The organism is Achromobacter xylosoxidans (assembly GCF_001457475.1).
Lineage (GTDB): Bacteria > Pseudomonadota > Gammaproteobacteria > Burkholderiales > Burkholderiaceae_B > Achromobacter > Achromobacter xylosoxidans.
Genome location: NZ_LN831029.1, coordinates 6,131,841 through 6,156,841 on the forward strand (window position 1 = coordinate 6,131,841; position 25,001 = coordinate 6,156,841).

General features: G+C 68.1%; 20 protein-coding genes. 9 read left to right on the plus strand and 11 right to left on the minus strand.

The genetic code is table 11. From position 1 onward, the window contains the following. Nucleotides 1-26: 26 nt before the first annotated feature. On the minus strand, nucleotides 27-887 hold the full coding sequence (locus AT699_RS27615) for an isocitrate lyase/PEP mutase family protein (protein WP_020926146.1): 861 nt from the start codon (nucleotides 885-887) through the stop codon (nucleotides 27-29). Nucleotides 888-991: 104 nt separating this feature from the next. Here AT699_RS27615 and AT699_RS27620 point away from each other — a divergent pair, with 104 nt between their 5' ends. Beyond that, nucleotides 992-1,870 (plus strand): LysR family transcriptional regulator, encoded by an 879-nt coding sequence (locus AT699_RS27620; protein WP_035199499.1) that lies wholly within the window; start codon nucleotides 992-994, stop codon nucleotides 1,868-1,870. 84 nt (nucleotides 1,871-1,954) lie between these two features. Here AT699_RS27620 and AT699_RS27625 read toward each other — a convergent pair whose 3' ends face one another. The 4 genes from AT699_RS27625 to AT699_RS27640 form a co-directional block, all read right to left on the minus strand. Beyond that, on the minus strand, nucleotides 1,955-2,770 hold the full coding sequence (locus tag AT699_RS27625) for a siderophore-interacting protein (protein WP_024070543.1): 816 nt from the start codon (nucleotides 2,768-2,770) through the stop codon (nucleotides 1,955-1,957). A 25-nt stretch (nucleotides 2,771-2,795) separates the two neighbouring features. Continuing rightward, a complete protein-coding gene (locus AT699_RS32320; protein ID WP_024070544.1) occupies nucleotides 2,796-3,656 on the minus strand; it encodes a PadR family transcriptional regulator in 861 nt (286 codons plus the stop codon). Between the two features lie 107 nt (nucleotides 3,657-3,763). After that, nucleotides 3,764-4,660, minus strand: coding sequence for a DMT family transporter (locus AT699_RS27635; RefSeq protein WP_024070545.1), 897 nt, complete (start codon nucleotides 4,658-4,660; stop codon nucleotides 3,764-3,766). A gap of 79 nt (nucleotides 4,661-4,739) precedes the next feature. Beyond that, nucleotides 4,740-5,678: a helix-turn-helix transcriptional regulator gene (locus AT699_RS27640; RefSeq protein WP_024070546.1), complete on the minus strand. Its 939-nt coding sequence runs from the start codon at nucleotides 5,676-5,678 to the stop codon at nucleotides 4,740-4,742. A gap of 94 nt (nucleotides 5,679-5,772) precedes the next feature. Between AT699_RS27640 and AT699_RS27645 the strand changes: the two genes are divergently transcribed. Next, nucleotides 5,773-7,218, plus strand: a complete 1,446-nt coding sequence (locus AT699_RS27645) for an MFS transporter (protein ID WP_024070547.1) — start codon at nucleotides 5,773-5,775, stop codon at nucleotides 7,216-7,218. Between the two features lie 14 nt (nucleotides 7,219-7,232). On the opposite strand, the gene proC is transcribed toward AT699_RS27645, so the two are convergent. Together proC and AT699_RS27655 are read right to left on the minus strand one after the other, a co-directional pair. Continuing rightward, nucleotides 7,233-8,039 (minus strand): pyrroline-5-carboxylate reductase, encoded by an 807-nt coding sequence (proC, locus tag AT699_RS27650; protein WP_024070548.1) that lies wholly within the window; start codon nucleotides 8,037-8,039, stop codon nucleotides 7,233-7,235. A gap of 18 nt (nucleotides 8,040-8,057) precedes the next feature. Continuing rightward, complete coding sequence (locus AT699_RS27655; protein ID WP_024070549.1) at nucleotides 8,058-9,206, minus strand: alpha-hydroxy acid oxidase; 1,149 nt, start codon at nucleotides 9,204-9,206, stop codon at nucleotides 8,058-8,060. Between the two features lie 220 nt (nucleotides 9,207-9,426). Here AT699_RS27655 and AT699_RS27660 point away from each other — a divergent pair, with 220 nt between their 5' ends. Genes AT699_RS27660 through dapA form a run of 5 tightly spaced genes read left to right on the plus strand, consistent with a single transcriptional unit; the run spans nucleotide 9,427 to nucleotide 15,806 of the window. Next, the gene (locus AT699_RS27660; RefSeq protein ID WP_006386247.1) at nucleotides 9,427-10,854 is read left to right on the plus strand and encodes an FAD-binding oxidoreductase; all 1,428 of its coding nucleotides are present in this window, start codon (nucleotides 9,427-9,429) and stop codon (nucleotides 10,852-10,854) included. Nucleotides 10,855-10,893: 39 nt separating this feature from the next. Then, nucleotides 10,894-11,976, plus strand: coding sequence for an ABC transporter substrate-binding protein (locus AT699_RS27665; RefSeq protein WP_006386246.1), 1,083 nt, complete (start codon nucleotides 10,894-10,896; stop codon nucleotides 11,974-11,976). 22 nt (nucleotides 11,977-11,998) lie between these two features. Then, nucleotides 11,999-13,087, plus strand: coding sequence for an ABC transporter ATP-binding protein (locus AT699_RS27670; RefSeq protein ID WP_024070550.1), 1,089 nt, complete (start codon nucleotides 11,999-12,001; stop codon nucleotides 13,085-13,087). A 4-nt stretch (nucleotides 13,088-13,091) separates the two neighbouring features. Then, entirely contained in the window at nucleotides 13,092-14,867 is a 1,776-nt protein-coding gene (locus AT699_RS27675; RefSeq protein WP_024070551.1) for an ABC transporter permease subunit, read from the plus strand. Nucleotides 14,868-14,903: 36 nt separating this feature from the next. Continuing rightward, the gene (dapA, locus tag AT699_RS27680) at nucleotides 14,904-15,806 is read left to right on the plus strand and encodes a 4-hydroxy-tetrahydrodipicolinate synthase (protein WP_024070552.1); all 903 of its coding nucleotides are present in this window, start codon (nucleotides 14,904-14,906) and stop codon (nucleotides 15,804-15,806) included. Between the two features lie 51 nt (nucleotides 15,807-15,857). Here the strand turns inward: dapA and AT699_RS27685 are convergent, their stop codons facing one another. From AT699_RS27685 to AT699_RS27700, 4 genes are all read right to left on the minus strand, one after another. Beyond that, nucleotides 15,858-16,685 carry an IclR family transcriptional regulator gene (locus AT699_RS27685; protein WP_024070553.1) on the minus strand — a complete coding sequence of 276 codons (828 nt, stop codon included), beginning with the start codon at nucleotides 16,683-16,685 and terminating at the stop codon, nucleotides 15,858-15,860. 204 nt (nucleotides 16,686-16,889) lie between these two features. Next, nucleotides 16,890-17,657 (minus strand): phytanoyl-CoA dioxygenase family protein, encoded by a 768-nt coding sequence (locus AT699_RS27690; RefSeq protein WP_006386241.1) that lies wholly within the window; start codon nucleotides 17,655-17,657, stop codon nucleotides 16,890-16,892. Nucleotides 17,658-17,769: 112 nt separating this feature from the next. Beyond that, on the minus strand, nucleotides 17,770-18,891 hold the full coding sequence (locus AT699_RS27695; protein WP_024070554.1) for an AI-2E family transporter: 1,122 nt from the start codon (nucleotides 18,889-18,891) through the stop codon (nucleotides 17,770-17,772). Nucleotides 18,892-19,069: 178 nt separating this feature from the next. Continuing rightward, complete coding sequence (locus AT699_RS27700) at nucleotides 19,070-20,134, minus strand: LysR family transcriptional regulator (RefSeq protein ID WP_020926131.1); 1,065 nt, start codon at nucleotides 20,132-20,134, stop codon at nucleotides 19,070-19,072. A 395-nt stretch (nucleotides 20,135-20,529) separates the two neighbouring features. Between AT699_RS27700 and AT699_RS27705 the strand changes: the two genes are divergently transcribed. Together AT699_RS27705 and AT699_RS27710 are read left to right on the plus strand one after the other, a co-directional pair. After that, nucleotides 20,530-21,720 (plus strand): efflux RND transporter periplasmic adaptor subunit, encoded by a 1,191-nt coding sequence (locus AT699_RS27705; RefSeq protein ID WP_024070555.1) that lies wholly within the window; start codon nucleotides 20,530-20,532, stop codon nucleotides 21,718-21,720. 36 nt (nucleotides 21,721-21,756) lie between these two features. Next, the gene (locus AT699_RS27710) at nucleotides 21,757-24,972 is read left to right on the plus strand and encodes an efflux RND transporter permease subunit (protein WP_006386237.1); all 3,216 of its coding nucleotides are present in this window, start codon (nucleotides 21,757-21,759) and stop codon (nucleotides 24,970-24,972) included. Nucleotides 24,973-25,001 lie beyond the last annotated feature (29 nt).

Sequence of the window (25,001 nt, forward strand, 5' to 3'; positions counted from 1 at the left end):
GGCGCGGGCGCCGCGCGCACGCCCCGCTATTGCGTGTCGAGGGCCAGGTAGCGGCGCGTCTGCACGATTTCCTCGCGCTCCTTGAAACTGGTCAACCGATCGGCCAGCGCGCTGCTGTCGCCGCTTGCGCGGATCGCCGCCAGGGTGGCCTGCATGGCGTGGATCGCCGCGCGCTGCAGGTCCGAAGGGATGATGGCCAGGCGATATCCCATCGCCGCCAGGTCGGGCAGCGGCACCAGGGGCGTCTTGCCGCCATAGAACATGTTGATCAGCTTCAGGCCCGGCAGCCGGTCCGCGATGGCGCGGATCTGCTCCAGCGTTTCCGGCGCCTCGACGAACACCATGTCGGCGCCCGCCTTCACATAGCGTTCGGCGCGCGCGATGGCGGCATCGAAGCCTTCCACCGCGATGGCGTCGGTGCGGGCGATCACCAGCGTGTCGGCATCCGCCAGCGTCTGGCGCGCGATGTGCACCTTGCGGCACATTTCCTCTGCGTCCACCAGGCTCTTGTCATCCAGGTGGCCGCAACGCTTGGGAAACGACTGGTCCTCGATATGGAAGGCGGCGACGCCGGCGCGTTCCATGACGCGCACGGTGCGCTCGACGTTGGCCGACCCGCCGAAGCCGGTGTCGGCGTCGGCCACCACCGGCAGGCCGCTGGCGTCGACGATCTTCTCGACCCGGTCCATGACCTCGGTGAAACTCAGCAGCCCGATGTCGGGAAAGCCGGCCGCGCGGGCGATGGCGCCGCCGCTGGCGTACACCGCATTGAAGCCGGCGGCCGCCACCAGGCGGGCCGACATGCCGTCGTAGGCGCCAGGCGCCACCACGATGTCCTGGGCGAGATGCTGGCGCAAACGCGCGCCGGGAGTAAGGGTCGTAGCCATGGGCATTCCTTGAAAACGGGATATCGATGCCCGCATCATCGTCCCGCGGAACTAGAATGTCCAATATATGGAAAATCTATAACCAGTACTTTTTGGATACTGATATGGAACTGCGCCACCTGCGCTATTTCGTCGCCACGGCCGAGGCCCAGCACTTCACCCGCGCGGCCGAGCAGCTTGGCATGGCGCAGCCGCCGCTGTCGCAGCAGATCCGGCAACTGGAAGAGGAAGTCGGCACGCCGTTGTTCGACCGGCGCGGGCGCGGCGTCAGCCTGAACGACGCCGGCCGCGCCTTCCTGGCGTGCGCGCAGGACATCCTGCAACGCGCGCACGACGCGGTGCAGACAGCGCAGCGCGCCGCGCGCGGCGAAGTCGGCGAGCTGTCGCTGGGGTTCACCGAATCGGCCTCGTTCCATCCGGTCGTGACCGAATTGATCCGCCTGTACCGGCAGCAATATCCCGACGTGGAAATGACCTTGTCGCAGGACGACAGCGAAACGCTGGTGGCGCGGCTGCGCGACGGCTTGATCGACGCGGCGTTCGTGCGGCCGCCATTCGCGATGGATGGCGGGTTGCGCTTCACGCAACTGACGGAGGAAGCGTTGATGGTGGCGCTGCCGCTGGGCCACGCGCTGGCGCGGCGCAAGCGCCTGGCGCCGGCCGACCTGGCGCAGGAACGCTTCATCCAGTATTCGCGCAAGTCCGGCTATGGCCTGAGCGCCGACATCATGGCGGCGTGCCGCCGCCACGGGGTGAACCCGCTGCCGGGCCAACGCGCGCCGCAACTGTCATCGGCGGTGAACCTGGTGGCGGCCGGCATGGGGGTGGCGGTCGTGCCGGCCTCGCTGCGCCACCTGCGGCCGGACGGGGTGGTCTATCGCCCCTTCGCGCTGGACTGGCCGCGCGCGGTGCTGGGGCTGGTGGTGCGCGACGACGCGCCCGGCGGGCGCGTGGCCAATCTGCTGGCGTTGGCGCGGGCATAGCCGCGCCGGCCCGATGCCGCGCAACAGCGGGACATGATGCGCGATACCGTAGCGCCCGGGCACGGCGGCCTGGACGCGGCGGCCTCAGTCTTCGTGCGACTCGTGCACCGCGATGGCGCCGCGCTTCCAGTAACTGGCGGCGCGGATGCGGCTCTTGTCGACGCCGTGCTGCGCCACCATGATCTCGCGCACCGCCTTGGCCACGGCCGACTCCGCCGCGATCCAGGTGTAGCCCTCGCCGGGCGGCAACGCCAACTCGCGCGCCGCCTCCAGCAACAACGTGCTGTAGCCGGCCGCGGTGCCGTCGCGATGCAGCCAGCGCACCGAGGCGCGGGCCTGGGTCGGCAAGGGGATCTCGTTGGCGGCGCCCGGCACTTCGATCAGCACCAGCGCCTGCGCCGTGGCGGGCAGCTCCTCCAGGCGGCGGGCGATGGCCGGCAGCGCGGTTTCGTCGCCGATCAGCACGTGCCAGTCAAAGCCCTTGGGCACCACGAACGAACCGCGCGGGCCGCCGATACCCAGGCGCTGGCCGACTTGCGCCTGTTCGGCCCAGCTCGAGGCCGGGCCGTCGCCGTGCAGCACGAAATCGATGTCCAGTTCCTCGCGCTCGGCGTCGAAACGGCGCGGGGTGTAGTCGCGCGCGGCCGGGCGCGGCGCGCCTTCGGGGAACTTGATGCCATCGGGCCCGACCTCGGGCAACGCCAGCGGTTGCGAGGGGTCGGCGGGAAAGAACAGTTTCACGTGGTCGTCGAAGGAGGCGGATACAAAGTCGCGCAGGTCTTCGCCGCGGAACGTGACGCGGGCCAGCAGGCCGGCGATACGTTCCACGCGGGCCACGGTCAGCACGCGCATCTTGAGCGGATGGCGCACGCGTTCGACGGTCAGGTCGGTCTGGGTCATGGAATCTCCAATGGGGCGGGCGGGATCAGGCAGGGTCCTTGCCCGTGATTTCCTCGGTGGCGCGCCGCAGGATGGCGGCGATGCGGCGCTGCTCGGCCGGCGACGCGTCGGTGCGTTGCAGCAGCGCATGGCGGATCGCCTGGCGCGCATGCACGAATTCATCGATCCAGCCGGCGGCGTCCTCGTCGCCGGCGGCCGCGCGCGGTTCGCCGCTCCAGGCCTGGCGCATCCAGTCCATCTTGCGGGCGACGTGCTTGAGCTTGTTGAACATCACCGACAGGCGTTCGCGATTGGCTTGCAGGTGCGCGCGGCCGGCATCGGCCAGGTGGTAGCGCTTCTTGCTGCCTTCCTGCTCGACGGTGGCGTAGCCCAGCTCTTCGAGGTAGGTCAGCGCGGGGTAGACCATGCCGGGGCTGGGCGTGTAGAAGCCGTTGGACATGGCGCCCAGCGCCTTGATCAGCTCGTAGCCATGGCTGGGGTTCTGCTCCAGCAGGCCGAGCAGCATCAACTGCAGGTCGTCAGCGGTGACCTTGCGGCCGCGCGCGAAGTGGCGGCCATCGCCGCCGAAGCTGTCGTCGGCGTCGCCCCCCCGGCCGCCCCATGGGCCGCCGAACCAGCCGCCGCCCCCGCCGCCGGCATGGCGTCCGTGGCGGCCGCGGCCGCCCTCGTGCCAGTCGCCGGTGGCGTAGCGGGCGCCACGACCGTGACCGTGTTCGCGTTCGCCCGGGTGGCCGTGGCGTTCATGATGATCGTAGCGCTCGGCGCGCTCGTGGAATTCTTGGTGGCCGTGGTGGTGCCCGTGATGGCCACGGCCTCCGGAATGGGCGTCGCGCAACTCGTGGCGCGCGCCGCAGGCAAAGGCGGTCAGGAAGTGGAAATGGCGCATGGGAGGCCTCGCTGGTGTCTGACGTGTTACTTACGATGTATCTTACGATATAGATCGTACGATACACAGACACGATTCAGGCCGTCAAGCGTCTTTTGATCCCACGACTATCCGCGCGCCTCGCCCAGCACCCCGGCGGCGATGCCGCCCACGATCAATGCCATCCCCAGCAGCAGCGACAGGCCCAGCGCCTCGCGCAACAGCGCCGCCGAGCACAGCAGGCCCACCACCGGCACGCCCAGCAGGCCGAGCGCGGTCAGGCCCGCGGGCAATGACCGGTTCACGTTCACGGCCGCCCAATACGCCACGGCAATGCCGAACACGCCGCCATAGCCCAGCAGCCAGGCCAGCCCCGGACTCCAGATCACGCGCGGCGCGCCCTCGGTCGCCCAGGCCAGGGCGGTCAGCACCACCGATGCCAGCAACGCCTGCCAGAAGGCCAGCTCGAACGGCGGCGTGACCCAGCGATGCGCGCGCACGTAGACGATGTTGGCGGCCCAGCACAGCGCCGCCAGCAGCACCAGGCCATTGCCGAACACGGCATCGTGATCGCGCCAGTCGAACGCCAGCGGGTTGAAGATGACGACCAGCCCCAGCAGGCCGAGCGCCAGCCCCAGCTGCCGTCCGCGGCCGATCGGTTCGCCCAGGAACAGTCGCGCCGCCGGGATGACCCATAGCGGCGTGGTGTAGGCCAGCACCACCGAGCGGCCGGCCGGCACGTATTGCAGGCCCAGGCTGACCAGCGCCGCGAAGGCGCCCATGTGCAGCAGGCCCACGCTCAGGATCACGGGGATGTCGGCCTTGACCGGCCAGGCAACGCGCCGCAGCGCCAGGCCCAGCGCCAGCAGCGCGGCAGTGCCGACAACGCTGCGTGCCGCCACCGCCCAGACCGGCGTCATGTATTGCAGCAGCAGCTTGCTGACGACCCAGGTGAAGCCCCAAGCCAGCACCACCACCACGAGCAGCGACAGGGCCTTGCGGCGGGACAGGATTTCAGCGGGCATGGCGGACGGTGGCGAATGGAAAGCGGATCGCCCCGACTATAGAAGTGCGCCTCGCCCCCGCCCTAGAGCCACGCCACGGCTATTGCCTGGAGCCACGCGCGGCCGCGCGCGGCTTGCGGGCCAGCCAGCGCGCAAAGGCCGCGGCCTGAGGTTCATCCGGCGCGGGCGCGTAGACCACCAGGCGCAGATGGCGGCTTTCATCGACCGACAGGGTGGAATGCTCGAATGCCACTTCGCCCAACGCCGGCAGGCGCAGGCTGCGCACGCCCATGCAGGCGCCATGCACGTCGTGCTCGCGCCACCAGGCCTTGAAATCGGGCGCCACGCGTTCGAGTTCATCGACCAACTCGGTGATGTCCGGCGCGCCCGAGGCCGAAGCGAAATCGCGGCGGAAGGTGGACAGCATCGCCGGCGCCTGCGCCCCCCAATCGACGAACAGTTCGCGCATCGCCGGATCCACGAACAGCATCCACAATAGATTGCGCCGTCCCGCCGGCTGCGCGCCGAAACCGAACACGCGTTCGGCGGCGGCGTTCCACACCACCACGTCCCAACGCAGGTTGAGGATATAGGCGGGACGGGTGGACAGGTCGTCCATCAGGCGGCGCACCTGGGGCGGCACGGTGCACCAGGTGCGTCCCGGCTCCGCCGGCGGGCGCTGGTGCGCCAGCAGGTACAGGTGGCGCCGTTCGGCCGCGTCCAGTTTCAGCACCCGCGCCAGGTTTTCCAGGAAGGTGGCCGACACGCTGATGTTGCGGCCCTGCTCGAACCAGGTGTACCAGGCCAGGCCGACCCCAGCCAGCGCCGCCACTTCCTCGCGCCGCAGGCCGGGCGTGCGGCGGCGGCCGCCAGCAGGCAGCCCCACGGCGGCGGGACTCAGGCGTTCGCGGCGCAGCCGCAGGAATTCGGCCAGGTCGGCGCGGGTGCGGTCCAGCCGCTGCGCGCCCGGCCCGGGGGCGTCGGCCCGCGCTGCCGGCGCGGTGGCCGGAGCGCTGTCATGCAAGGCGGAACGGGGCATAGGCTATTGCCTTCAGTAATAGCATAAACAGCTAAATTGTATGAGGCTAGAACAGGCCACAGAATAGCGCCGATCCCACTCTCGCGGCCTGCTCATGTCTTGCGTCACCCTCCCCTCGCCCTGCCCCGGCACGCCCGCCCGGCCCGCCTCGCCCGGCCCCCTTGGCCTGGCGGTGCTGCTGTCCGGCGGCTTCATCACGATCTTCGACCTGTTCGTGGTCAACGTCGCGATACCCAGCATGCAGACCACGCTGTCGGCCAGCTTCGCGCAGATCAATTTCATCATCGTCGCGTACGAGCTGGCCTACGGCGTGCTGTTGATCGCCGGCAGCCGGCTGGGCGACCGCCATGGGCGCCGCCGCCTGTTCATGCTGGGCATGGCCGGCTTCGCGCTGGCCTCGGCGCTGTGCGGACTGGCGCCCGACGCCAACACGCTGATCGGCGCGCGCGTGCTGCAGGGCGTGGCCGCGGCCACGCTGTTCCCGCAGGTCTACGCGCTGATCCGCGTCAGCTACGACGGCCACGCGCGACGCCGCGCCTTCGGCCTGCTCGGCATGACATTGGGGTTGGCGGCCATCGCCGGCCAGGTGCTGGGCGGCTGGATCGTGCATGCCGACCTGTTCGGCCTGGCATGGCGCACGATCTTCCTGGTGAACGTGCCGGTCGGCATGCTCGCGTGGCGGCTGGCCCGCCATATTCCTGAGTCGCGCGACGCCGCGGGCGCGCCGATGGACTGGGGCGGCGCGGCGCTGGTCGGAGCGGGGCTTGGCCTGCTGCTGTTGGCGCTGGTCGAAGGGCCTGCGCGCCACTGGCCGGCCTGGACCCTGGCCTGCGGCGGGGCGGCGATCGCGTTGCTGGCGCTGTTCGTGTGGACGCAGCGCCGCGCTGGCGCCGCCGGCCGCGCGCCGCTGGTCGACATGGCGTTGCTGGCGCAGCCGCGTTTCGCCGCGGGTTGCCTGCTGGTGACGCTGGTGTTCTCCACCGCCAGCGCCCTGTTCCTGTGCTACGCCCTGCTGTTGCAGACCGGCCTGGGCGTGGACGCGCTGACGGCGGGCACGGTGTTCGCGCCGGCCAGCGTCGGCTTCGTGGCCGGCTCGATGGCGGCGCCGCGGCTGGTGGCGCGCTTCGGCACGCGCGCCATCATGCTGGCCGCATTGCTGTACGGCGGCGCCACGGCCGCCCTGATGCTGCAGGTCGGGTCGGCCGGCGCCGCGCTCGCGCCGTGGTCGCTGGTGCCGGCGCTGGTCTGGTTGGGCGCGGCGCAAGGCGCGGTCAATACGCCACTGGTCAATCTCGCGCTGGGCCTGGTGCAGGACCGCCACGCGGGCATGGCCGCGGGCGTGGTGGCCACATTGCAACAGGTGGGCGCGGCGCTGGGCGTGTCCGCCGCCGGCATGCTGTTCAGCGGCGCGCTTGATGCGTACGCCGATGCCGCGGACGGCGAACGCTATGCGCGCGCGTTCGCCAGCGCCATGCAATTCAACGTGGCGGCAATCGCCACGTCGGTATTGCTGCTGTGGTGGCTGGGGCGGCGGCGTTGACCCGGCACAGCACACTAGCCCGCCGACAATTCGCGCGCGCGTTGCGCGGCCTTCAGCGCCGCCTCGGCAATGGCTCGGGCCACGCCCGCCTCGCGCAGATGCGTCAGCGCGGCGTAGGTGGTGCCGCCCTTGGAGGTCACCCGTTCCTGCAGCTCGATCAACGCCGCGTCGTCGCCCGCCGCCAGTTCCGCGGCGCCGCGAAACGCCGCCACCGACAGGCGGCGCGCATCGACCGCGCCGAAGCCGAGCTCCCGCGCCGCTTGTTCCAGCGCCGCCATGAAATGGAACACGTAGCCCGGACCGCTGCCGGTCACGGCGGTGACGGCGTCAAGCATGGCCTCGGTATCGACCCAGATGCATTCGCCCACCGCGGCGAACAGCGCATCCACCTGCGCGCGTTGCGCCGCGCCGCAACTGGCGGTGGCGTACAGGCCCGTCATGCCCAGCCCGACCTTGGCCGGCGTATTGGGCATTGCCCGCACGATGCGCGCATGGCCGCCCAGCCATTGCGACAGCGACGCGAGACTCACGCCCGCCGCGATGCTGACCACCGTGGCCGGCGCTGACAGATGCGCCCGCACTTGCCCGCAGGCGTCATGCAGCGCTTGGGGCTTGGTCGCCAGTACGCACAGCGCCGCGTCGGCGATCTCGGGGCCGGCGCTTGCCTGGCACGCCAGGCCGCGCGCCAGCAGGCTGGCGCGGGCAGGTTCAAAAGGTTCGACCACCAGGAAATCCGCCCGCTCGCGGCCCCGGGCCAACAATCCGTCGATGATGGCGCTGGCCATGTTTCCGCCGCCGATGAAGACGATTCTTTCACGCATGATGTCTGGTTCCCTGTGTCAATCGAAAATGGCCCGGCGCCTGCGCACCGCCGCGGCGTCGAGCGCGCCGATGCGATTACGCCCGAGCAGCCGCAATGTGTTCTCCAGTTCGGTCCGCAGGATCGCCAGCACCTCGCCCGCGCCGCGCGGCCCCCGTCCCGCCAGCCCGTACAGCGGCGCGCGGCCCAGCAGCACCCCACGCGCGCCCAGCGCCACCGCCTTGGCGATATCGCTGCCGCGCCGCACCCCGCCATCCACCAGCACCTCGAGCGACTGCCCCAGTTCGGCCGCGACAGCCGGCAGGACTTCCAGCGGGCAGGGTGCGCATTCCAGCTGCCTGCCGCCATGGTTGGACAGCACGATGCCATCCACGCCGCTGGCCTGCGCCCTGCGCGCATCGGCCAGCGTCTGGATGCCCTTGATGACAAGGCGGCCGGGCCACTGGCGGCGCAGCCAATCGATGTCGTCCCAGGTCAGGGCCATATCCATCTGCCGGCTCAGGGCGGACGCCTGCTCGGTGATGTCCTCGCGCGCGTTGGAACTGACAGCCAGGTTCTTCAGCTGCGGACCGCCGCCGCGCAACATGCGCCAGCACCAGCCCGGATGGGCCGCGAGGTCGAGCAGCAGGCGGCCGGAAGGGCGCAGCGGCAGCTGGAAGCCGTTGCGCTTGTCGTGGTCGCGGTTGCCATGCACCGGCACGTCGACCGTCAGGAACAGCACCGTGTAGCCGCTGTGCCATGCGCGGTCCATCAGGTGTTCGGCGATGCGGCGGTCGCGTTGCACGTATAGCTGCAACCACAACTCGCCGGCGCTGGCCGCGCGCACGTCTTCCAGCAGCGAGGTCGATGCGGTGGACAGCACGAACGGCAGGCCGGCTCGGTGCGCGGCGCGCGCCAGGTGCACGTCCGCATCGGGCCAGAACAGCCCGTTCAGGCCCGTCGGCCCGACAATGGCGGGCATGGCCGCGGCCGCGCCCAGCACGGTGGTTTCCAGGTGGCAGTCGGTGACGTCCGCCAGCACTTGCGGCACGAATTCCAGCTCGCCAAAGGCGGCCACGTTATGGCGCAGCGAGATCCCGTCCTCGGCCCCTCCTTCCAGATAATCGAAGGCCAACCGGGGCAGCCGCCTGCGCGCCTGCGCCCGGTAATCCATCACGCTGGGCAGCATGTCTCTTCCTTGTTGGCTGGATTTCAATTAAATTACATAACAAACACATCAATTGTATTTCGATTGTTTTAGCGTAAGCCATTCCGGCCTTCCCGCTTAGGACATACCCTAAATTCAATTGATATACGATTATTTAAATCGAAAAGCAATTTAAGTAATCGTATGCTGTGTCTCAACGTGATCGGTTCTCGACCTTTCCGATCCCTACGGGACGACAGACATGACCATAGGTACCCCCCTGCTCGATGCGCTTATCCAGGCGCTGGGCGATAGCGCAGTCCTGCGCTCCGACGCCGACATGGCCGGCTACACCGAAGACTGGCGCGGCCGCTACAAAGGCGCGGCGCTGTGCGTGGCCCTGCCGGGGTCGACCCGGCAAGTCGCCGACATCGTGCGCCTGTGCAACGACTACGCCACCCCCGTATTGCCGCAAGGCGGCAACACCAGCCTGTGCGGCGGCGCGGTGCCGGACGAGGCCGGCCCCCCGCCCGTTATCGTCAACCTGTCGCGCCTGCGCCAGATCCGCCGCGTGGACCCGGCCAACAATTCGATGGAAGTCGAAGCCGGCTGCGTGCTGGCCACGGTGCAGCAGGCCGCGGCGGAACAAGGCCGCCTGTACCCCATCAGCCTGGGCGCGGAAGGTTCGTGCCAGATCGGCGGCACCATCGCCACCAACGCGGGCGGCACCGGCGTGCTGCGCTACGGCAATACGCGCGACAACATCCTGGGCCTGGAGGTCGTGCTGCCCGACGGATCGATCTGGAACGGCCTGACCGCCTTGCGCAAGAACAATACGGGTTTCGACCTGAAGCACTTGTTCATCGGCGCCGAAGGCACCTTGGGCATCGTGACCGCGGCCGTGCTGAAGCTGCACCCCCTGCCCAATCGCCACGCCATCGCCTGGCTGGCGCCCACCGATCCGCAGGCTGCGCTCGACATCCTGGGCCTGTTCCAGCAGCAATGCGGCTCGCGCCTGTCAGCCTTCGAAATGATCGACAGCAATCAGCTGGACATCGTCATGACCCATGTGCCCGGCCGCAAGAATCCACTGCCCGGCGCGCACCCCTGGCATGTGCTGGTGGAGCTGTCGGACACCGGCAACGGCGCGGAGCTGCAGGAGGTCCTGCAACAGATCCTGGAACAAGCCTTCGAACTGGGATTGCTGCGAGATGCCGTGGTGGCCAGCAACGACAGCCAGCGCGCCGCGCTCTGGGAAGTGCGCCATAGCGTCTCGGAAGGCAACAAGAAGGCCGGCGTGGGCCTGACCACCGACAGCGCCGTGCCGGTCTCGAGCGTGCCGCGCTTCATCGCCGCCGCCACCGAGGCCGTGCGCCGCCTGGTGCCGGACCTGCCCATCCTGATCGTGGCCCACCTGGGCGACGGCAACGTGCACTTCATTCCCTTCTTCACGTTCGACGCCTGGAACGCGCTGCCCGAGCGCGACGCCATGGCGGCCGCCATTCGCCGCGCCGTCAACGACGTGGCCGATGCGCTGGGGGGCACCTTCAGCGCCGAGCATGGCGTGGGCCGCACGTCGCTGGCCGAAATGGCGCACTACAAGTCACCGGTCGAACTGGCCATGATGCGCACGCTGAAAGCCAGCTTCGACCCCGCCGCTCTCTTCAATCCCGGTCGCTTGCTGCCCTGAAGCCGCCCTTCCCGTCCGCCGTCCCGCTGGAGCCCTTCCATGAAATCCACCTCCTACAACGCCTCGCGCCGCAGCGCGCTCAAGACCGCCGCCGCTGGCGTCGCCGCCCTGGCCATGCCGATGATCTGGACGCCGTCGCGCGCGGCTTCCAAGCGCATCGTCGTGCGCGACGACGGCGGCATCTACAGCAAGGCCTATGGCGCGGTGTTCTACAAGCCGTTCACGGACGCCACCGGCATCCAGGTGGTGGGCGTGCAGGCCAACGCCGAGCCCACCGCGCAGATCCGCAGCATGGTGGACACCGGCAACTACACCTGGGACATGGCCAAGATCAGCCAGCCCGCCATCCTGATGCTCACCGAAGGCGGCAAGGTCTACCTGGAAAAGCACGGCCTGGAATCCGACCCGGTCGTGGCCACCATTCCCAAGCAATACATGTCGCCCTATGGCGTGGGCAACAACGTCTACACCACCGTGCTGGCCTACCGCACCGACGCCTTCAAGGGCCGCCGCGCCCCGGCGTCGTGGGCGGACTTCTGGGACGTCAAGAACATCCCCGGCCGGCGCGGCCTGCGCAAGCACCCGTTCGACACCATCGAGGAAGCGCTGATGGCCGACGGCGTGCCGACCGACAAGGTCTATCCCTGCGACATCGACCGCGCCCTGGCCAGCCTGGACAAGATCAAGCCGTCCGTCGACGTGTGGTGGAACACCGGCGCGCAGGTCGAGCAGATGCTGGGCTCCGGCGAAGTCGACATGATCGCCACCTGGGTCTCGCGCGCGCAATCGGCCATCGCCAACGGCGCGCCCGTGCAGATCGTGTGGGACCAGAACATCTGGGGCTGCGACAACTGGTCGATCCTGAAGGGCACGCCCAACGCCGACGCCTGCCGCGAATTCATCAAGTTCGCCTCGGACCCCAAGCGCCAGGCCGCGCTGGTCGAGTTCTTCGCCGCCGGCGTGACCCAACCCGCCGCGTTCGACCACATCAAGGCCGACGTGGCGCGCAATTGCCCCACCCACCCCGACAACATCAAGACCGGCCTGCACATCAACGCCGCCTACTGGCTGGACAAGCAGCGCGACGTGCTCGAGCGCTTCAACGGTTGGGTCTTGAAGTAATTCTCTGCATACGCCGAACGCCATGTCTTCTTCCAATCTGCAAATCTCGGGCCTGGGCAAACGCTATGGCGATTTCGTCGCCCTGGCGCCCACGCACCTGGATGTCGCCCGCGGCGAATTCCTGACCCTGCTGGGCCCGTCCGGCTCCGGCAAGACCACGTTGCTGAGCCTGATCGCGGGCCTGGCCAGGCCCGACGAGGGCCGCGTGCTGATCGACGGCAACGACGTCACCCACGGCGCGCCGTACGAGCGGGACATCGGCATGGTGTTCCAGAACTATGCGCTGTTCCCGCACATGACCATCCTGGAGAACATCGCCTTTCCCCTGAAGATGCGCAAGGTGCCGGCGGCCGAGGCGAAGCGGCGCGCGCAGGAAGCGCTGGACATGGTGCGGCTGCCGCAGGTCGGCGCGCGCCTGCCGCGCGAACTGTCCGGCGGCCAGCAGCAGCGCATCGCGCTGGCGCGCTGCATGGTCTACCGCCCCGCGATCATCCTGATGGACGAGCCCCTGGGCGCGCTGGACAAGAAGCTGCGCGACCAGATGCAGCTGGAGATCAAGCGCATCCACCGCGAACTGGGCACCACCATCGTCTACGTGACGCATGACCAGGAAGAGGCCATGACCATGTCCGACCGCATCTGCCTGATGAACGGCGGCGCGATCGAGCAACTGGGCACGCCAGCCGACCTGTACTTCCGCCCGCGCACCCTGTTCGTGGCGGACTTCCTGGGCGAATCCAACCTGCTGCAGGGCGAGGTCACGGCCGTCGACGGCGCCACGCTGACCGTCAGGCTGGCGCACCAGGGCGTCAGCGGCCAGGCCCTGTCCAATGGCGCCACGGTCAAGGTCGGCCAGAAGGTCACGCTGATGCTGCGTCCCCAGAATCTGCAGGCCGGCCCCGCCGAGGCCCATGGCCGGGCCCTGACCGGCAAGCTGCTCGACGTGATGGTGACCGGCAGCCTGACCAAGCTCTATCTCGATTCGGGCGCGCCCGACAGCGCCCCGCTCGTGGTCGCCTACCCCACGCGCCGCCAGGCCGAGCAGTACGCCATCGGCCAGCCGCTGTCGGTGACCTGGCAGGCCGCCGACGCGGTCGCCATCGCGGAGTGACCGCATGAGCCCCCTTGCCCCTCCCCGCAAGCGCATGAGCCAGGGCCGCCGCCATTTCCTCATGGCCGCGCCGCTGGCGATCCTGCTGCTGGTGCTGCTGATCTATCCGGTCGGCCAGTTGCTGCTGCTGAGCTTCTACGGCGACCGGGGTTTCTCGCTGACGCAATACCACCGGTTGTTCGAGTCGTCGGTGTACGTCAACGTGCTGCTCATCACGCTGAAGATCTCGCTCTGGACGACCTTCTTTGCCGTGGTGGCCGGCTACCCGGTCGCCTACCTGATCTCGAGCCTGTCGGCCCGGCGCAAGACGTCGCTGCTGTTCTGGGTGTTGCTGTCGTTCTGGACCAGCTTCCTGGTGCGCACCTTCGCCTGGGTCGTGCTGCTGGGCCGCAACGGCGTGGTCAACCAGATGCTGCAGGCGCTGGGCATCCTGGATGCGCCGGCCAACCTGCTCTACAACTTCGGCAGCGTGCTGGTCGGCATGGTGCATGCGCTGATGCCGCTGGCGGTGCTGACAATGCTGTCGGTCATGGAGAACATCGACCGCAACCTGCCGCGCGCCGCCTCCACCCTCGGCGCGCGCCCGGGCACCGCGTTCTGGAAGATCTACTTCCCGCTGTCCATGCCCGGCGTGGCCGCCGCGGCCATCATGGTGTTCGTCACCGCCATCGGCTTTTTCATCACCCCGGCGCTGCTGGGCGGCCGCAAGGAGACGATGATCACCCAGATCATCATCGACCAGGTGCAGCAGACCATGAACTGGGAATTCGCCGGCGCGGTGTCGGTGCTGCTGCTGGTGGTGGTGCTGGCGGTGTTCGCGCTGTACGACCGCATACTGGGCCTGTCGACCATGACCGGCGCCGGCGCGTCGCGCCCCCGCGCCTCGGCCAAGCCCGGCCTGGCGCGGCGCGCGGGCGAGGCCCTGCTGGACCTGCTGGCCGCGCTGTCCGACCGCCTGTTCTCGCTGCTGCCCACGCGCCTGCGCCGTTCGGTCTCCGGCACCGGCCAATCGCGCACCCTGTGGTGGATCGTGCTGGCGGTGCTGGCCTTCCTGTCCGCGCCCGCCTTCCTGATGATCCCGCTGTCGTTCGATTCGGGGTCCGGCCTGACCTGGCCGCCCAAGGGCTTTTCGTTGCAATGGTACGAGCAGATGTTCACGTCGCCGGTGTGGATGCAGGCCATCACGCGCTCGCTGATCGTGGGCGTTGGCACCGGCCTGCTGGCCATGCTGATCGGCACGCCGGCCGCCTTCCTGCTGGTGCGCGCCGACATGCGCGGCAAGTCCGCCATGCTGGCCTTCGTGCTGTCGCCCATCGTGGTGCCGCGCATGATCATCGCGGTGGGCATGTTCTATTTCTTCGCCCGCGTCGGCCTGGTCGGGTCGACCGTCGGCCTGATCCTGGCGCACACGGTGGTGGCGGTGCCGTACGTGGTGATCACCATGATGGCGGTGCTGCGCAACTACGACACGCGCCTGGACCTGGCGGCGCAGAGCCTGGGCGCGGGCCCCTGGGCGACGTTGCGCTTCGTGACCTTCCCGATCCTCGGCGCGGGGCTGATGTCATCGTTCCTGTTCGCTTTCGCGACCTCGTTCGACGAACTGACGATCGCGCTGTTCGCCTCGGGCGGGCTGAACGCCACCCTGCCCAAGCAGTTCTGGGACGAGGTGACGCTGCAGATCTCCCCGGTGATCGCCGCCGTGTCCACCTGCCTGTTTATCTTCATCGCCGCGCTGATCTGGCTCGCCGACCGGCTGCGCCGCCGCAGCCTGGCGGGCTGAGGCGCGGCGCCGTTTCCCTTCCATCAGGATTTTTCCATGTTGAATGCAAGCCACCTGCGCGGCGTGTTTCCCGCGATTCCCACCCCGGTCAAGGCCGACGACACCATCAACGTCCCGGCGGCCCAGGCGCTGATCGCCTACCTGCTCAAGCAGGGCATCGACGGCATCGTGCCGCTCGGCGGCACCGGTGAGTACGGAGCTTTGGCGCGGGCCGAACGCATCCGCATGTGCAAACTGACGGTGGACGCCGTGGCCAAGCGCGTGCCGGTGATTCCCGGCGTGCTGGACCCGGGCTTTCACGACGCCCTGCAGGCCGGCCGCGAATTCGCCGACGCGGGCGCCGACGCGCTGATGGTGCTGACGCCCTACTACACGACCCCGACCCAGGCCGGCATCCGCGAGTACTTCCTGCGCTACGCCGACGCATCGCCGCTGCCGGTGATGATCTACGAGATCCCGTACCGCACCCGCATCGCGATCGCACCCGAAGTGCTGCACGAACTGTCGCGCCACCCGAACATCATCGGCATGAAGGCCTGCAACACGGACATGTACCACTTCCTGCGCACGGTGGCCGGCGTGGACGAATCGTTCGCCGTGTTCAGCGGCGAAGACACGCTGCTGCCGGTTCACCTGGCCGCCGGCGCCCAGGGCGGGATCGTGGTGACGGCGAGCCTGCTGCCCAAGGCCTGGCGCAAGGTCTATGACCTGGCCACCGAAGGCCGCACGCGCGACGCCATGCTGCTGCACCGTCGCCTGATCCCCCTGATGAACCTTGCGTTCGCCGAGACCAATCCCGGACCGATGAAGTCGGTGATGGATCTCATCGGCGTCGATGCGCCGGAAGTGCTGGATCCCCTGGTGCAGCCCGGGGCCGACCTGCAGGCGTCCTTGCGGTCGGTGGTCAAGCCCTTGCTGGCGGAGTTCGAAGGCGTTTGAGACAGGCGATTCGGGAAGGATTGGGCGCAATCGATCGACCGCGCCCGGCCCTTACCTCGAATACGCCGAGAACTTGGACTTGGAGATGGACGTCGCCGCCACCTGCACATGCTGCGCCAACTCCGCCTCGACCCGCGCCACGGTCCATCGCGTCGTCGGCACGGAAATGTTGATCGCCGCCACCGCCAATCCCCGATGATCGATCACCGGCGCCGCCACCGAAATATCTCCCAGCACCGTCTCGTTCACGATGATCGCGTAGCCCTTTTCGGCCACGCGCTGCGCGCGTTCGAGCAGCTTGTCGGGATTGACTTCCGTGTAGGGCGTGATCGGCTCCAGGCGGGTCTGCGACAGGATTTCACGGCGCTGCTCGTCCGACAGGCGTGACAGGATCGCCGTGCCCGACGCGGTGAAATACGCCGGCAGGCGGCTGCCCACGGCGATGTCCACATTGACCAGGTGATGCCCTGGGAAGCGGGCCACGAACACGATCTCGTGCCCGTCCAGTTCTTGCAGGTTGGTGGTTTCGCCCAGCGTGCGGCTGATGTCCAGCAGATAGGGCGACGCCTTGTCGATCAACTCATTGGCGCGCACGTAGTTGTACGAGAACTGCAGCACCTTCGGCGTCAGTCCGTAATTGCGCGTGTCCGGAATGCGGCGCAGATAGCCCAGCGTTTCCAGCGTGTAGACCAGGCGTTGCGTCGCGCTGCGGTCCAGGCCCGAGGCACGCGCAATGTCGGCCAGCGTCATGTGGCGTTTCGGGCCGTCGAAGGCGTGCAGCACCTGGAAGGCTTTTTCGGTCGAGCCTACAAAGAGCGAAGACCGGGCCTCGGTCGCCGCCTGCGTCTTGTCCGTATCGTCGGGCTTGTTTTTGGGCACGGGAGCAGCCTATTTGAAAGAAGGAGCGCGCGCGAATCGGAAGCGCGGGCCGTCTTGCCGGCGGCAATCGCGCGTATCGCACGCGATTTAATTGTAATTCAATTATTAATAGCAGATCCCAATTACCACATAGCGCGGCACGCGCGATCGCGCTGCCCTCAACCGTGCGCCGGCGGACCGGCCCTCACGCTGCCGCGAGCGCCGTCATGCGGCCAACGGCACGCCCGGCTGGCTGGCCGAGCGCGTGCCCGGCACCGGATGACAGGACTGCGGATGGTAGGTATGCACCAGTGACAGCTTGACGCGGTCGCTGCGGTTGCCCTGCGCCGCGTGCAGCGTGCGGCAATGGAAGAACACCAGGTCACCGGCGCGCAGCTCGGGACAGACGGCGCGCGCGATCCATGCGGCGTTCTCGGGCGCGTCATCGCGGAAGAATTTCTGCTCGTCGAACTGCGCCGGCTTGAACGCCGCCGCGTGCGAACCGGGAATGAACGACAGGCCGCCGTTGTCCCAGTTCTCGTCGCCCAACGCCAGCCAACAGGACATCAGGTCGGTATCGGAAAACGACCAATAGCGGATGTCCTGGTGCCAGCCGGTCAGGCTGCCATAGGCGGGATGCTTGGTCATCACGCAGTTGTGGTGCACCGTGGACAGCACCGGCGTCTCGCCGAAATAGCGCGCCAGCGATTGGCCGATGCGCGCGTTGGTGGCCCATTGCGCGAACAAGGGATCGCGCCCATAGGCGCTGAGCAGGCGCCGCACCGTCAGACCGCCTTCGGCGTTGCGCGACTCGGGCGCGCCGGGATAGCGCAGGTCCGCCTCGTATTCGATGGGCGCCACGTGCTCGCGCAGATGGCGCTCGGCCAGCGCGCGCAGCGCCGCCACCTCGGCCGGGTCGGCGAACTGGCGCGCGACCACGAAACCCTGCTCGCGCAGGACCGCTAACTCATCTTCTTGCAACGACGCGGACATGATGAACCTGCCAACCCCTCAGACCCCGCGGCGTAAGCTGCAAAGCGTCTGCGCACAGGGCAGGCGCGTGCCGGGCGAGGCGCCGGCGAGCGCGGGGAGAGCTAGATTACACCTAAATACGCGGGCCGGCGGCCGGCGTCTGGTCGGGCGGGGGCGCGGCCCGGAGGCGGGCGGTGTCACGCTCGGCTTCCTCGTGGTGCACCCACTCGCGCCACACGGCCACCAGCAGCGCCATCAGCACCGGGCCGACGAACAGCCCGACGATGCCCATGGTCTTCACGCCCCCCACCAGGCCGAAGAAGGTCGGCAGGAACGGCAGCTTGACCGGCCCGCCCACCAGGCGCGGACGCAGCGTCTTGTCGACGATGAACAGTTCGACGCTGCCCCACACCATCAACGCGATGCCCGCCACCACATGGCCGGAACCGACCAGGTACAGCGACACCAGCGTGAACGACAGCGGCGCGCCGCCGGGAATCAACGCCATGAAGCCGGTGACCACGCCCAGCAGCACCGGCGACGGCACGCCGGCGACCCAGTAGGCGATGCCCAGCACCACGCCCTCGCCCAATGCGATCAGGCCCATGCCGGTGACGGTGGAATTGATGGTGGCCGGCACCACGCGCGAAAAACGCTGCCAGCGCGCCGGCAGGATGCGTTCGCCCAGCACGTCCAGTTGCGCCACCATGCGCATGCCGTCCTTGTAGACGAAGAACAGCGTGATCAGCATGAACAGCACCGTCAGCAGCAACTGGAACACGTTGCCGGTGGCGGCAAGCACCATGCGGTAGATATTGCCCAGGTGTTCGCCGCTGACGGCCTCGACCAGCGCGCCCAGCGCATGCGGCTGGCCGATATAGGCCTGCCAGTATTCGGAGAGCCGGTCGCCCACCACGGGCATCGAGGTGATCCAGTTGGGGACCGCGACGCCATGGCGATTGGCGGCGATGGCCCAGGCGAAGAAGGTGCTGGCCTCCTTGATGGCGTACGACAGCGCCAGCGACAACGGCACGATCAGCACCACGATCACCACCAGCAGGGCCAGCGACGCCGCCAGCGCGGTGCGGCCGCCGCAGCGCGCGACCAGCCGCTGGTACAGGGGCCAGCTGGCCAGGCCGATGATCAGCGCGGCCAGCGCCGGCACCAGGAAGCCGCTGAGGAAATACACCCCCGCCAACAAAACGAGCAGCAAAAGCCAACGGGCGATCAGGTAAGCGGGGAGTACAGGCTGCATAGAGCGGATCGACAGTGAATGCGTTGAGGCTTTGACTGTCGGACTATACAGACGTTTCGGGAAATACGAGGGACGCAAGCCCTGTATTTACTACGGGGTTTCCCGGTGTTCCGGGATTTTGCCGGCAAATTGCGGGCGTGGCGGACCCGCGGGCCCGCCACCTCGGACACGGCCTGCCTTACAGCGCGTATTCGGCGGCCTCTTCGCGCGCGGTACGGCGGCGCGGCATGGGGTCGTTGGCAGCGGCCACGCCGGCCACGGCCATCTGCTTGGCCTGGCTGATCTGGCGCTGCTGGAACACGCCGCAGCTGGCGGCGGCCGGATCGGTCTCGTCGCGGCCGCTGAGCAGCGGGCAGCTGGCGAACAGTTCCGCCGCCCAGTCGGCGAAGGCGCGCACCTTGGGCGACAGCTGGCGGCTTTGCGGATACAGCACCGAGATCGCGGTGGCGCTGGGCTTCCATTGCGGCAGCACCTCGATCAGCTCGCCCGACTGCAGGTAGGGCAGCGCCATGTAGCGCGGCGTCTGGATCAGGCCGAAACCCTTCAGCCCGCAGTCCAGGTAGGCGCCGGCCTCGTTCACCGCCACGGTGCCGCGCATGTCCACTTCCTGGTGCTTGCCGTCGATCTTGAAGTCCCAGGCGCAGTTGCGGCCGGTGCGGCTGGAGAAATAATGCACGGCGTGGTGGTTGCGCAGTTCCTCGATGGTCTGCGGCATGCCATGGCGCGCGACGTAGGTCGGCGAGGCGCAGGTCACGGTCTGCAGGGTCCCGATGCGGCGCGCCACCAGGCTGGAATCTTCCAGGTCGCCGGCGCGGATGACGCAGTCGACCGCCTCCTGCACCATATCGACGGGACGGTCGCCCATGCCCAGCACCAGCTCGACATCGGGGTACTTGTCGTGGAAATCACACAATGAGGGAATCAGGATCAGCCGGCCGATACAGGTCGGCACATCGATGCGCAGCCGGCCCTTCAGGCGCAGCGCCGCTTCCTGGAAACAGGCCTCGGTTTCCTCGACGTCGGCCAGGATGCGCACGCAGTGCTGGTAGTAGCCGGCGCCGTCGGGCGTCAGGCCGATGCGGCGCGTGGTGCGGTTGAGCAGGCGCACGCCCAGCAGGCGTTCGAGATTCTGGATGATGGTGGTGACGGTGGTGCGCGGAAGCGAGAGGCTGTCGGCCGCCCGGGTGAAACTATTGGCGTCCACGACGCGCACAAACACCTGCATAGCCTGAAAACGGTCCATGGCGACGGTGTCCTTTAAGGGCAATTTGGTCGGGGTGTACGGAGCATAACCCGAATTCGTCCGAGATTAGACAAATCTGCCGAACAGTGTTGCCGAGATAGACGTGTTTATCCGCGCCGGCAAAACACTCAGAATGCAAAGCATCTTGAAGTGCCCGTGCCGCCCGGCGCCATCCCAGGGCCTGTCAATCCTCAGATTCCGATCCCGGTATAACCCGTCCCCCAAAAAGGCGGGTTCCACCAGGGAAACGTAACCGCGTCGCATGTTGCACTGCAATATGACATCGGTGTTTCAGGACTGACAGACCCGCCGCGATGCCCGCCCCGCCGCCAACCCGCCCCCGTCGCGGTCACGGCAAGCGCGCTTCACCCCGACATCACCCATCAAGGAACATCATGGTTTCGCGTAATCGTATTGCTGTGCTCGTCGTCTTCGCGGCCGTCATCGCGGCCGGCGGTGGCTATGCCCTGTTTCGCGCCCCCGCCGGCGCCAACGCGGCCCAGGCGCAAGGCGCGCCCGCCGCGACCCCTGTCGAGGTGGCCGAAGTGGTCAGCAAGACCATCGTCGACTGGCAACGCTACTCCGGCCGGCTGGAAGCCATCGACCGCGTGGACATCCGCCCGCTGGTGTCCGGCACTCTGACCGCGGTGCACTTCCAGGACGGCAGCATCGTCAAGAAGGGCGACGTGCTGTTCACCATCGACCCGCGCCCCTACGCGGCCGAGGTGGACCGCGCCGCCGCCGCCCTGACCGCCGCCAAGGCCCGCGCCTCGTACACGGCCACCGAACTGGCCCGCGGCCAGCGCCTGTTGGCCGACAACGCCATCGCCCGTCGCGACTTCGAGGAAAAGCAGAACGCCGCGCGTGAAGCCGCGGCCAACCTGCAAGGCGCGCAGGCCGCGCTGGACTATGCCAAGCTCAACCTGGGCTACACCCGCATCGAAGCGCCGGTCGCCGGCCGCGTGTCGCGCGCGGAAGTCACGGTGGGCAACGTGGTCGCCGCCGGCGCCGCCTCGGTGCCGCTGACCACGCTGGTGTCGGTCTCCAAGATGTACGCCTCGTTCGACGTCGACGAGCAGACCTTCCTGAAGTACGTGAACCCCGCCCGCAACGGCAAGGCCGGCTCGGTGCCGGTCGAACTGGGCCTGGCCAACGAGGATGGCTACTCGCGCACCGGCTTCGTGCAATCGGTGGACAACCGCCTGGACGCCACGTCCGGCACCATCCGCGTGCGCGCCGAGTTCGACAACGCCGACGGCACCCTGCTGCCGGGCCTGTACGCCCGCATCCGCCTGGGCGGCAGCGAACCGCGCAGCGCCGTGCTGATCGACGAGAAGGCCATCGGCACCGACCAGGACAAGCGCTACGTGCTGGTGCTGGACGACAAGAATCACGCCAACTACCGCCAGGTGAAGCTGGGCGCCAACCAGGAAGGCCTGCGGGTCGTGGACTCCGGCCTGGCCGCCGGCGAACGCATCGTGGTCAATGGCTTGCAGCGCGTGCGCCCCGGCGACGCCGTGAGCCCGACCGTGGTGTCCATGGTCGCGGCGCAACGCAACCCGGTCAAGACCGCGGCCGCCAACTAAGCCGCCGGTGAACCGCAAAGCAGAACGAGAACGTTCATGAATATCTCGAAATTCTTCATCGACCGGCCGATCTTCGCCGGGGTGTTGTCCGTGCTGGTGTTGCTGGGCGGCCTGCTGGCCATGTTCCAGCTGCCGATCTCGGAATACCCGGAAGTGGTGCCGCCCTCGGTGGTGGTGCGCGCGCAGTATCCGGGCGCCAACCCCAAGGTCATCGCCGAAACCGTCGCCTCGCCGCTGGAGGAATCCATCAACGGCGTGGAAAACATGCTGTACATGCAGTCGCAGGCCAACAGCGACGGCAACCTGACGCTGACGGTCAACTTCAAGCTGGGCGTGGACCCGGACAAGGCGCAGCAGCTGGTGCAGAACCGCGTGTCGCAGGCGTTGCCGCGCCTGCCGCCGGACGTGCAGCGGCTGGGCGTCACGACCACCAAGAGCTCGCCCACCCTGACGCTGGTGGTGCACCTGATCTCGCCCAACGACCGCTACGACATCACCTACCTGCGCAACTACGCGATCCTGAACATCAAAGACCGCCTGGCGCGCATCACCGGCGTGGGTGAAGTGACGGTGTGGGGCGCGGGCAACTACTCGATGCGCGTGTGGCTCGACCCGCAGAAGGTGGCGCAGCGCGGCATGACGGCCGCCGAAGTGGTCGCCGCCATCCGCGAGCAGAACGTGCAGGTCGCCGCTGGCGTGATCGGCGCGTCCCCGACCCTGGGCGACGTGCCGCTGCAGCTGAACGTGAATGCGCGCGGCCGCCTGCAGACCGAAGAGGAATTCCGCGACATCATCCTCAAGACCTCGCCCGATGGCGCCGTGACGCACCTGTCGGACGTGGCCCGCGTGGAACTGGATGCCCAGGAATACGGCCTGCGTTCGCTGCTGGACAACAAGCAGGCGGTGGGCATGGGCATCATGCAATCGCCGGGCGCCAACGCGCTGGACGTGTCCTCGCAGGTGCGCGCCGCCATGGCCGAGCTGGCCCAGGACTTCCCGCCGGGCGTGGAATACCGCATCGAATACGACCCGACCCAGTTCGTGCGCTCCAGTATCGAGGCCGTGGTGCACACGCTGCTGGAAGCCATCGCGCTGGTGGTGCTGGTGGTGATCCTGTTCCTGCAGACCTGGCGCGCGTCCATCATCCCGCTGCTGGCGGTGCCGGTGTCCATCGTGGGTACGTTCGGCCTGCTGCTGATGTTCGGCTATTCCATCAACGCCCTGTCGTTGTTCGGGATGGTGCTGGCCATCGGGATCGTGGTCGACGACGCGATCGTGGTGGTGGAGAACGTCGAGCGCAACATCGCCGCGGGCCTGAGCCCGCGTGACGCGACCTATCGCGCCATGCGCGAGGTGAGCGGCCCCATCATCGCCATCGCCCTGACGCTGTGCGCGGTGTTCGTGCCGCTGGCGTTCATGACCGGCCTGACCGGCCAGTTCTACAAGCAGTTCGCCATGACCATCGCCATCTCGACGGTGATCTCGGCCTTCAACTCGCTGACCCTGTCGCCCGCTTTGTCGGCCCTGCTGCTCAAGAGCCACCACGACAAGCCCGACTGGCTGACCCGGGGCATGAACCGCGTGTTCGGCCGCTTCTTCAACTGGTTCAACAACATGTTCGGCCGCGCTTCGGAAAGCTACGGCGTGGGCGTGTCCGGCGTGATCCGCCGCAAGGCCGGCGCCATGGGCGTCTATGCCGTGCTGGTTGCCGCCACCATCGGCGTGTCGTACCTGGTGCCGGGCGGCTTCGTGCCGGCGCAGGACAAGCAGTACCTGATCGGCTTCACCCAGCTGCCCAACGGCGCCTCGCTGGACCGCACTGACGCCGTGATCCGCCGCATGAGCGACATTGCCCTGAAGGAACCTGGCGTGCAGAGCGCCATCGCCTTCCCGGGCCTGTCCATCAACGGCTTCACCAACAGTTCCAGCGCCGGCATCGTGTTCGTGATGCTCAAACCCTTCGACGAGCGCAAGGGCGCCGCGCTGTCGGGCAACGCCATCGCGGCTTCGCTCAACCAGAAGTTCGCGGCCATCCAGGACTCGTTCATCGCCGTGTTCCCGCCCCCGCCCGTGATGGGCCTGGGCACGCTGGGCGGTTTCAAGTTCCAGATCGAGGACCGCGGCGCCGCCGGCTACGCCGAACTGGACAAGGCCAAGTCCGCGTTCCTGGCCAAGGCGCGCCAGGCGCCTGAGCTCGGCCCCGCGTTCTCCAGCTACGAGATCAACGTGCCGCAGCTGGACGTGGACCTGGACCGCGTCAAGGCCAAGCAGCTGGGCGTGCCGGTGACGGAAGTCTTCGACACCATGCAGATCTACCTGGGCTCGATGTACGTCAACGACTTCAACCGGTTCGGCCGCGTGTTCCAGGTGCGGGCACAGGCGGACGCGCAGTACCGCGCGCATGCCGATGACATCCTGCAGCTCAAGACCCGCAATGCCGCCGGCGACATGGTGCCGCTGTCGTCGCTGGTGACCGTCAAGCAGACCTTCGGCCCCGAAATGGTGGTGCGCTACAACGGCTACACCGCCGCCGACATCAACGGCGGACCGGCGCCGGGCTACTCGTCCGACCAGGCCCAGGCCGCGGCCGAGCGCGTGGCCGCCGAAACCCTGCCGCGCGGCATGAAGCTGGAATGGACCGACCTGACCTACCAGCAGATCCTGGCGGGCAACGCCGGCCTGTGGGTGTTCCCGATCAGCGTGCTGCTGGTGTTCCTGGTGCTGGCCGCGTTGTACGAAAGCCTGACCCTGCCGCTGGCCGTGATCCTGATCGTGCCGATGAGCATCCTGGCCGCGCTGACCGGCGTGTATCTGACGGGCAATGACAACAACATCTTCACCCAGATCGGCCTGATGGTGCTGGTGGGGCTGTCGGCCAAGAACGCGATCCTGATCGTGGAATTCGCCCGCGAGCTGGAAATGAACGGCCGCACGCCGCTGGAAGCCGCGATCGAGGCCAGCCGCCTGCGCCTGCGTCCGATCCTGATGACGTCGATCGCCTTCATCATGGGTGTGGTGCCGCTGGTGCTGTCGTCCGGCGCCGGTTCGGAAATGCGCCACGCCATGGGTGTCGCGGTGTTCTTCGGCATGCTCGGCGTGACCCTGTTCGGCCTGTTCCTGACGCCGGTGTTCTACGTGCTGCTGCGTTCGATGGGCGGCAAGAAATTGCACTCGGCCGCGCCGCACGAGGCGCCGGTGTGCATGCCGCACATCGACCCGAACGCGCCGCCCGCCACGCAGCACAACGCCTGATCCGGCCTGGAAAAAAATAGCCAGCGCGC

Coding starts and splice junctions, on each gene's coding strand:
- AT699_RS27655 (WP_024070549.1), bottom strand. CDS start 9,206: ATGCTGCCCAGCGTGATGGATTACCGGGCGCAGGCGCGCAGGCGGCTG.
- AT699_RS27670 (WP_024070550.1), top strand. CDS start 11,999: ATGTCTTCTTCCAATCTGCAAATCTCGGGCCTGGGCAAACGCTATGGC.
- AT699_RS27635 (WP_024070545.1), bottom strand. CDS start 4,660: ATGCCCGCTGAAATCCTGTCCCGCCGCAAGGCCCTGTCGCTGCTCGTG.
- AT699_RS27710 (WP_006386237.1), top strand. CDS start 21,757: ATGAATATCTCGAAATTCTTCATCGACCGGCCGATCTTCGCCGGGGTG.
- AT699_RS27660 (WP_006386247.1), top strand. CDS start 9,427: ATGACCATAGGTACCCCCCTGCTCGATGCGCTTATCCAGGCGCTGGGC.
- AT699_RS27675 (WP_024070551.1), top strand. CDS start 13,092: ATGAGCCCCCTTGCCCCTCCCCGCAAGCGCATGAGCCAGGGCCGCCGC.
- AT699_RS27645 (WP_024070547.1), top strand. CDS start 5,773: ATGTCTTGCGTCACCCTCCCCTCGCCCTGCCCCGGCACGCCCGCCCGG.
- AT699_RS27615 (WP_020926146.1), bottom strand. CDS start 887: ATGGCTACGACCCTTACTCCCGGCGCGCGTTTGCGCCAGCATCTCGCC.
- AT699_RS27625 (WP_024070543.1), bottom strand. CDS start 2,770: ATGACCCAGACCGACCTGACCGTCGAACGCGTGCGCCATCCGCTCAAG.
- AT699_RS27640 (WP_024070546.1), bottom strand. CDS start 5,678: ATGCCCCGTTCCGCCTTGCATGACAGCGCTCCGGCCACCGCGCCGGCA.
- AT699_RS27705 (WP_024070555.1), top strand. CDS start 20,530: ATGGTTTCGCGTAATCGTATTGCTGTGCTCGTCGTCTTCGCGGCCGTC.
- AT699_RS32320 (WP_024070544.1), bottom strand. CDS start 3,656: ATGCGCCATTTCCACTTCCTGACCGCCTTTGCCTGCGGCGCGCGCCAC.
- AT699_RS27690 (WP_006386241.1), bottom strand. CDS start 17,657: ATGTCCGCGTCGTTGCAAGAAGATGAGTTAGCGGTCCTGCGCGAGCAG.
- proC (WP_024070548.1), bottom strand. CDS start 8,039: ATGCGTGAAAGAATCGTCTTCATCGGCGGCGGAAACATGGCCAGCGCC.
- AT699_RS27665 (WP_006386246.1), top strand. CDS start 10,894: ATGAAATCCACCTCCTACAACGCCTCGCGCCGCAGCGCGCTCAAGACC.
- AT699_RS27695 (WP_024070554.1), bottom strand. CDS start 18,891: ATGCAGCCTGTACTCCCCGCTTACCTGATCGCCCGTTGGCTTTTGCTG.
- dapA (WP_024070552.1), top strand. CDS start 14,904: ATGTTGAATGCAAGCCACCTGCGCGGCGTGTTTCCCGCGATTCCCACC.
- AT699_RS27620 (WP_035199499.1), top strand. CDS start 992: ATGGAACTGCGCCACCTGCGCTATTTCGTCGCCACGGCCGAGGCCCAG.
- AT699_RS27700 (WP_020926131.1), bottom strand. CDS start 20,134: ATGGACCGTTTTCAGGCTATGCAGGTGTTTGTGCGCGTCGTGGACGCC.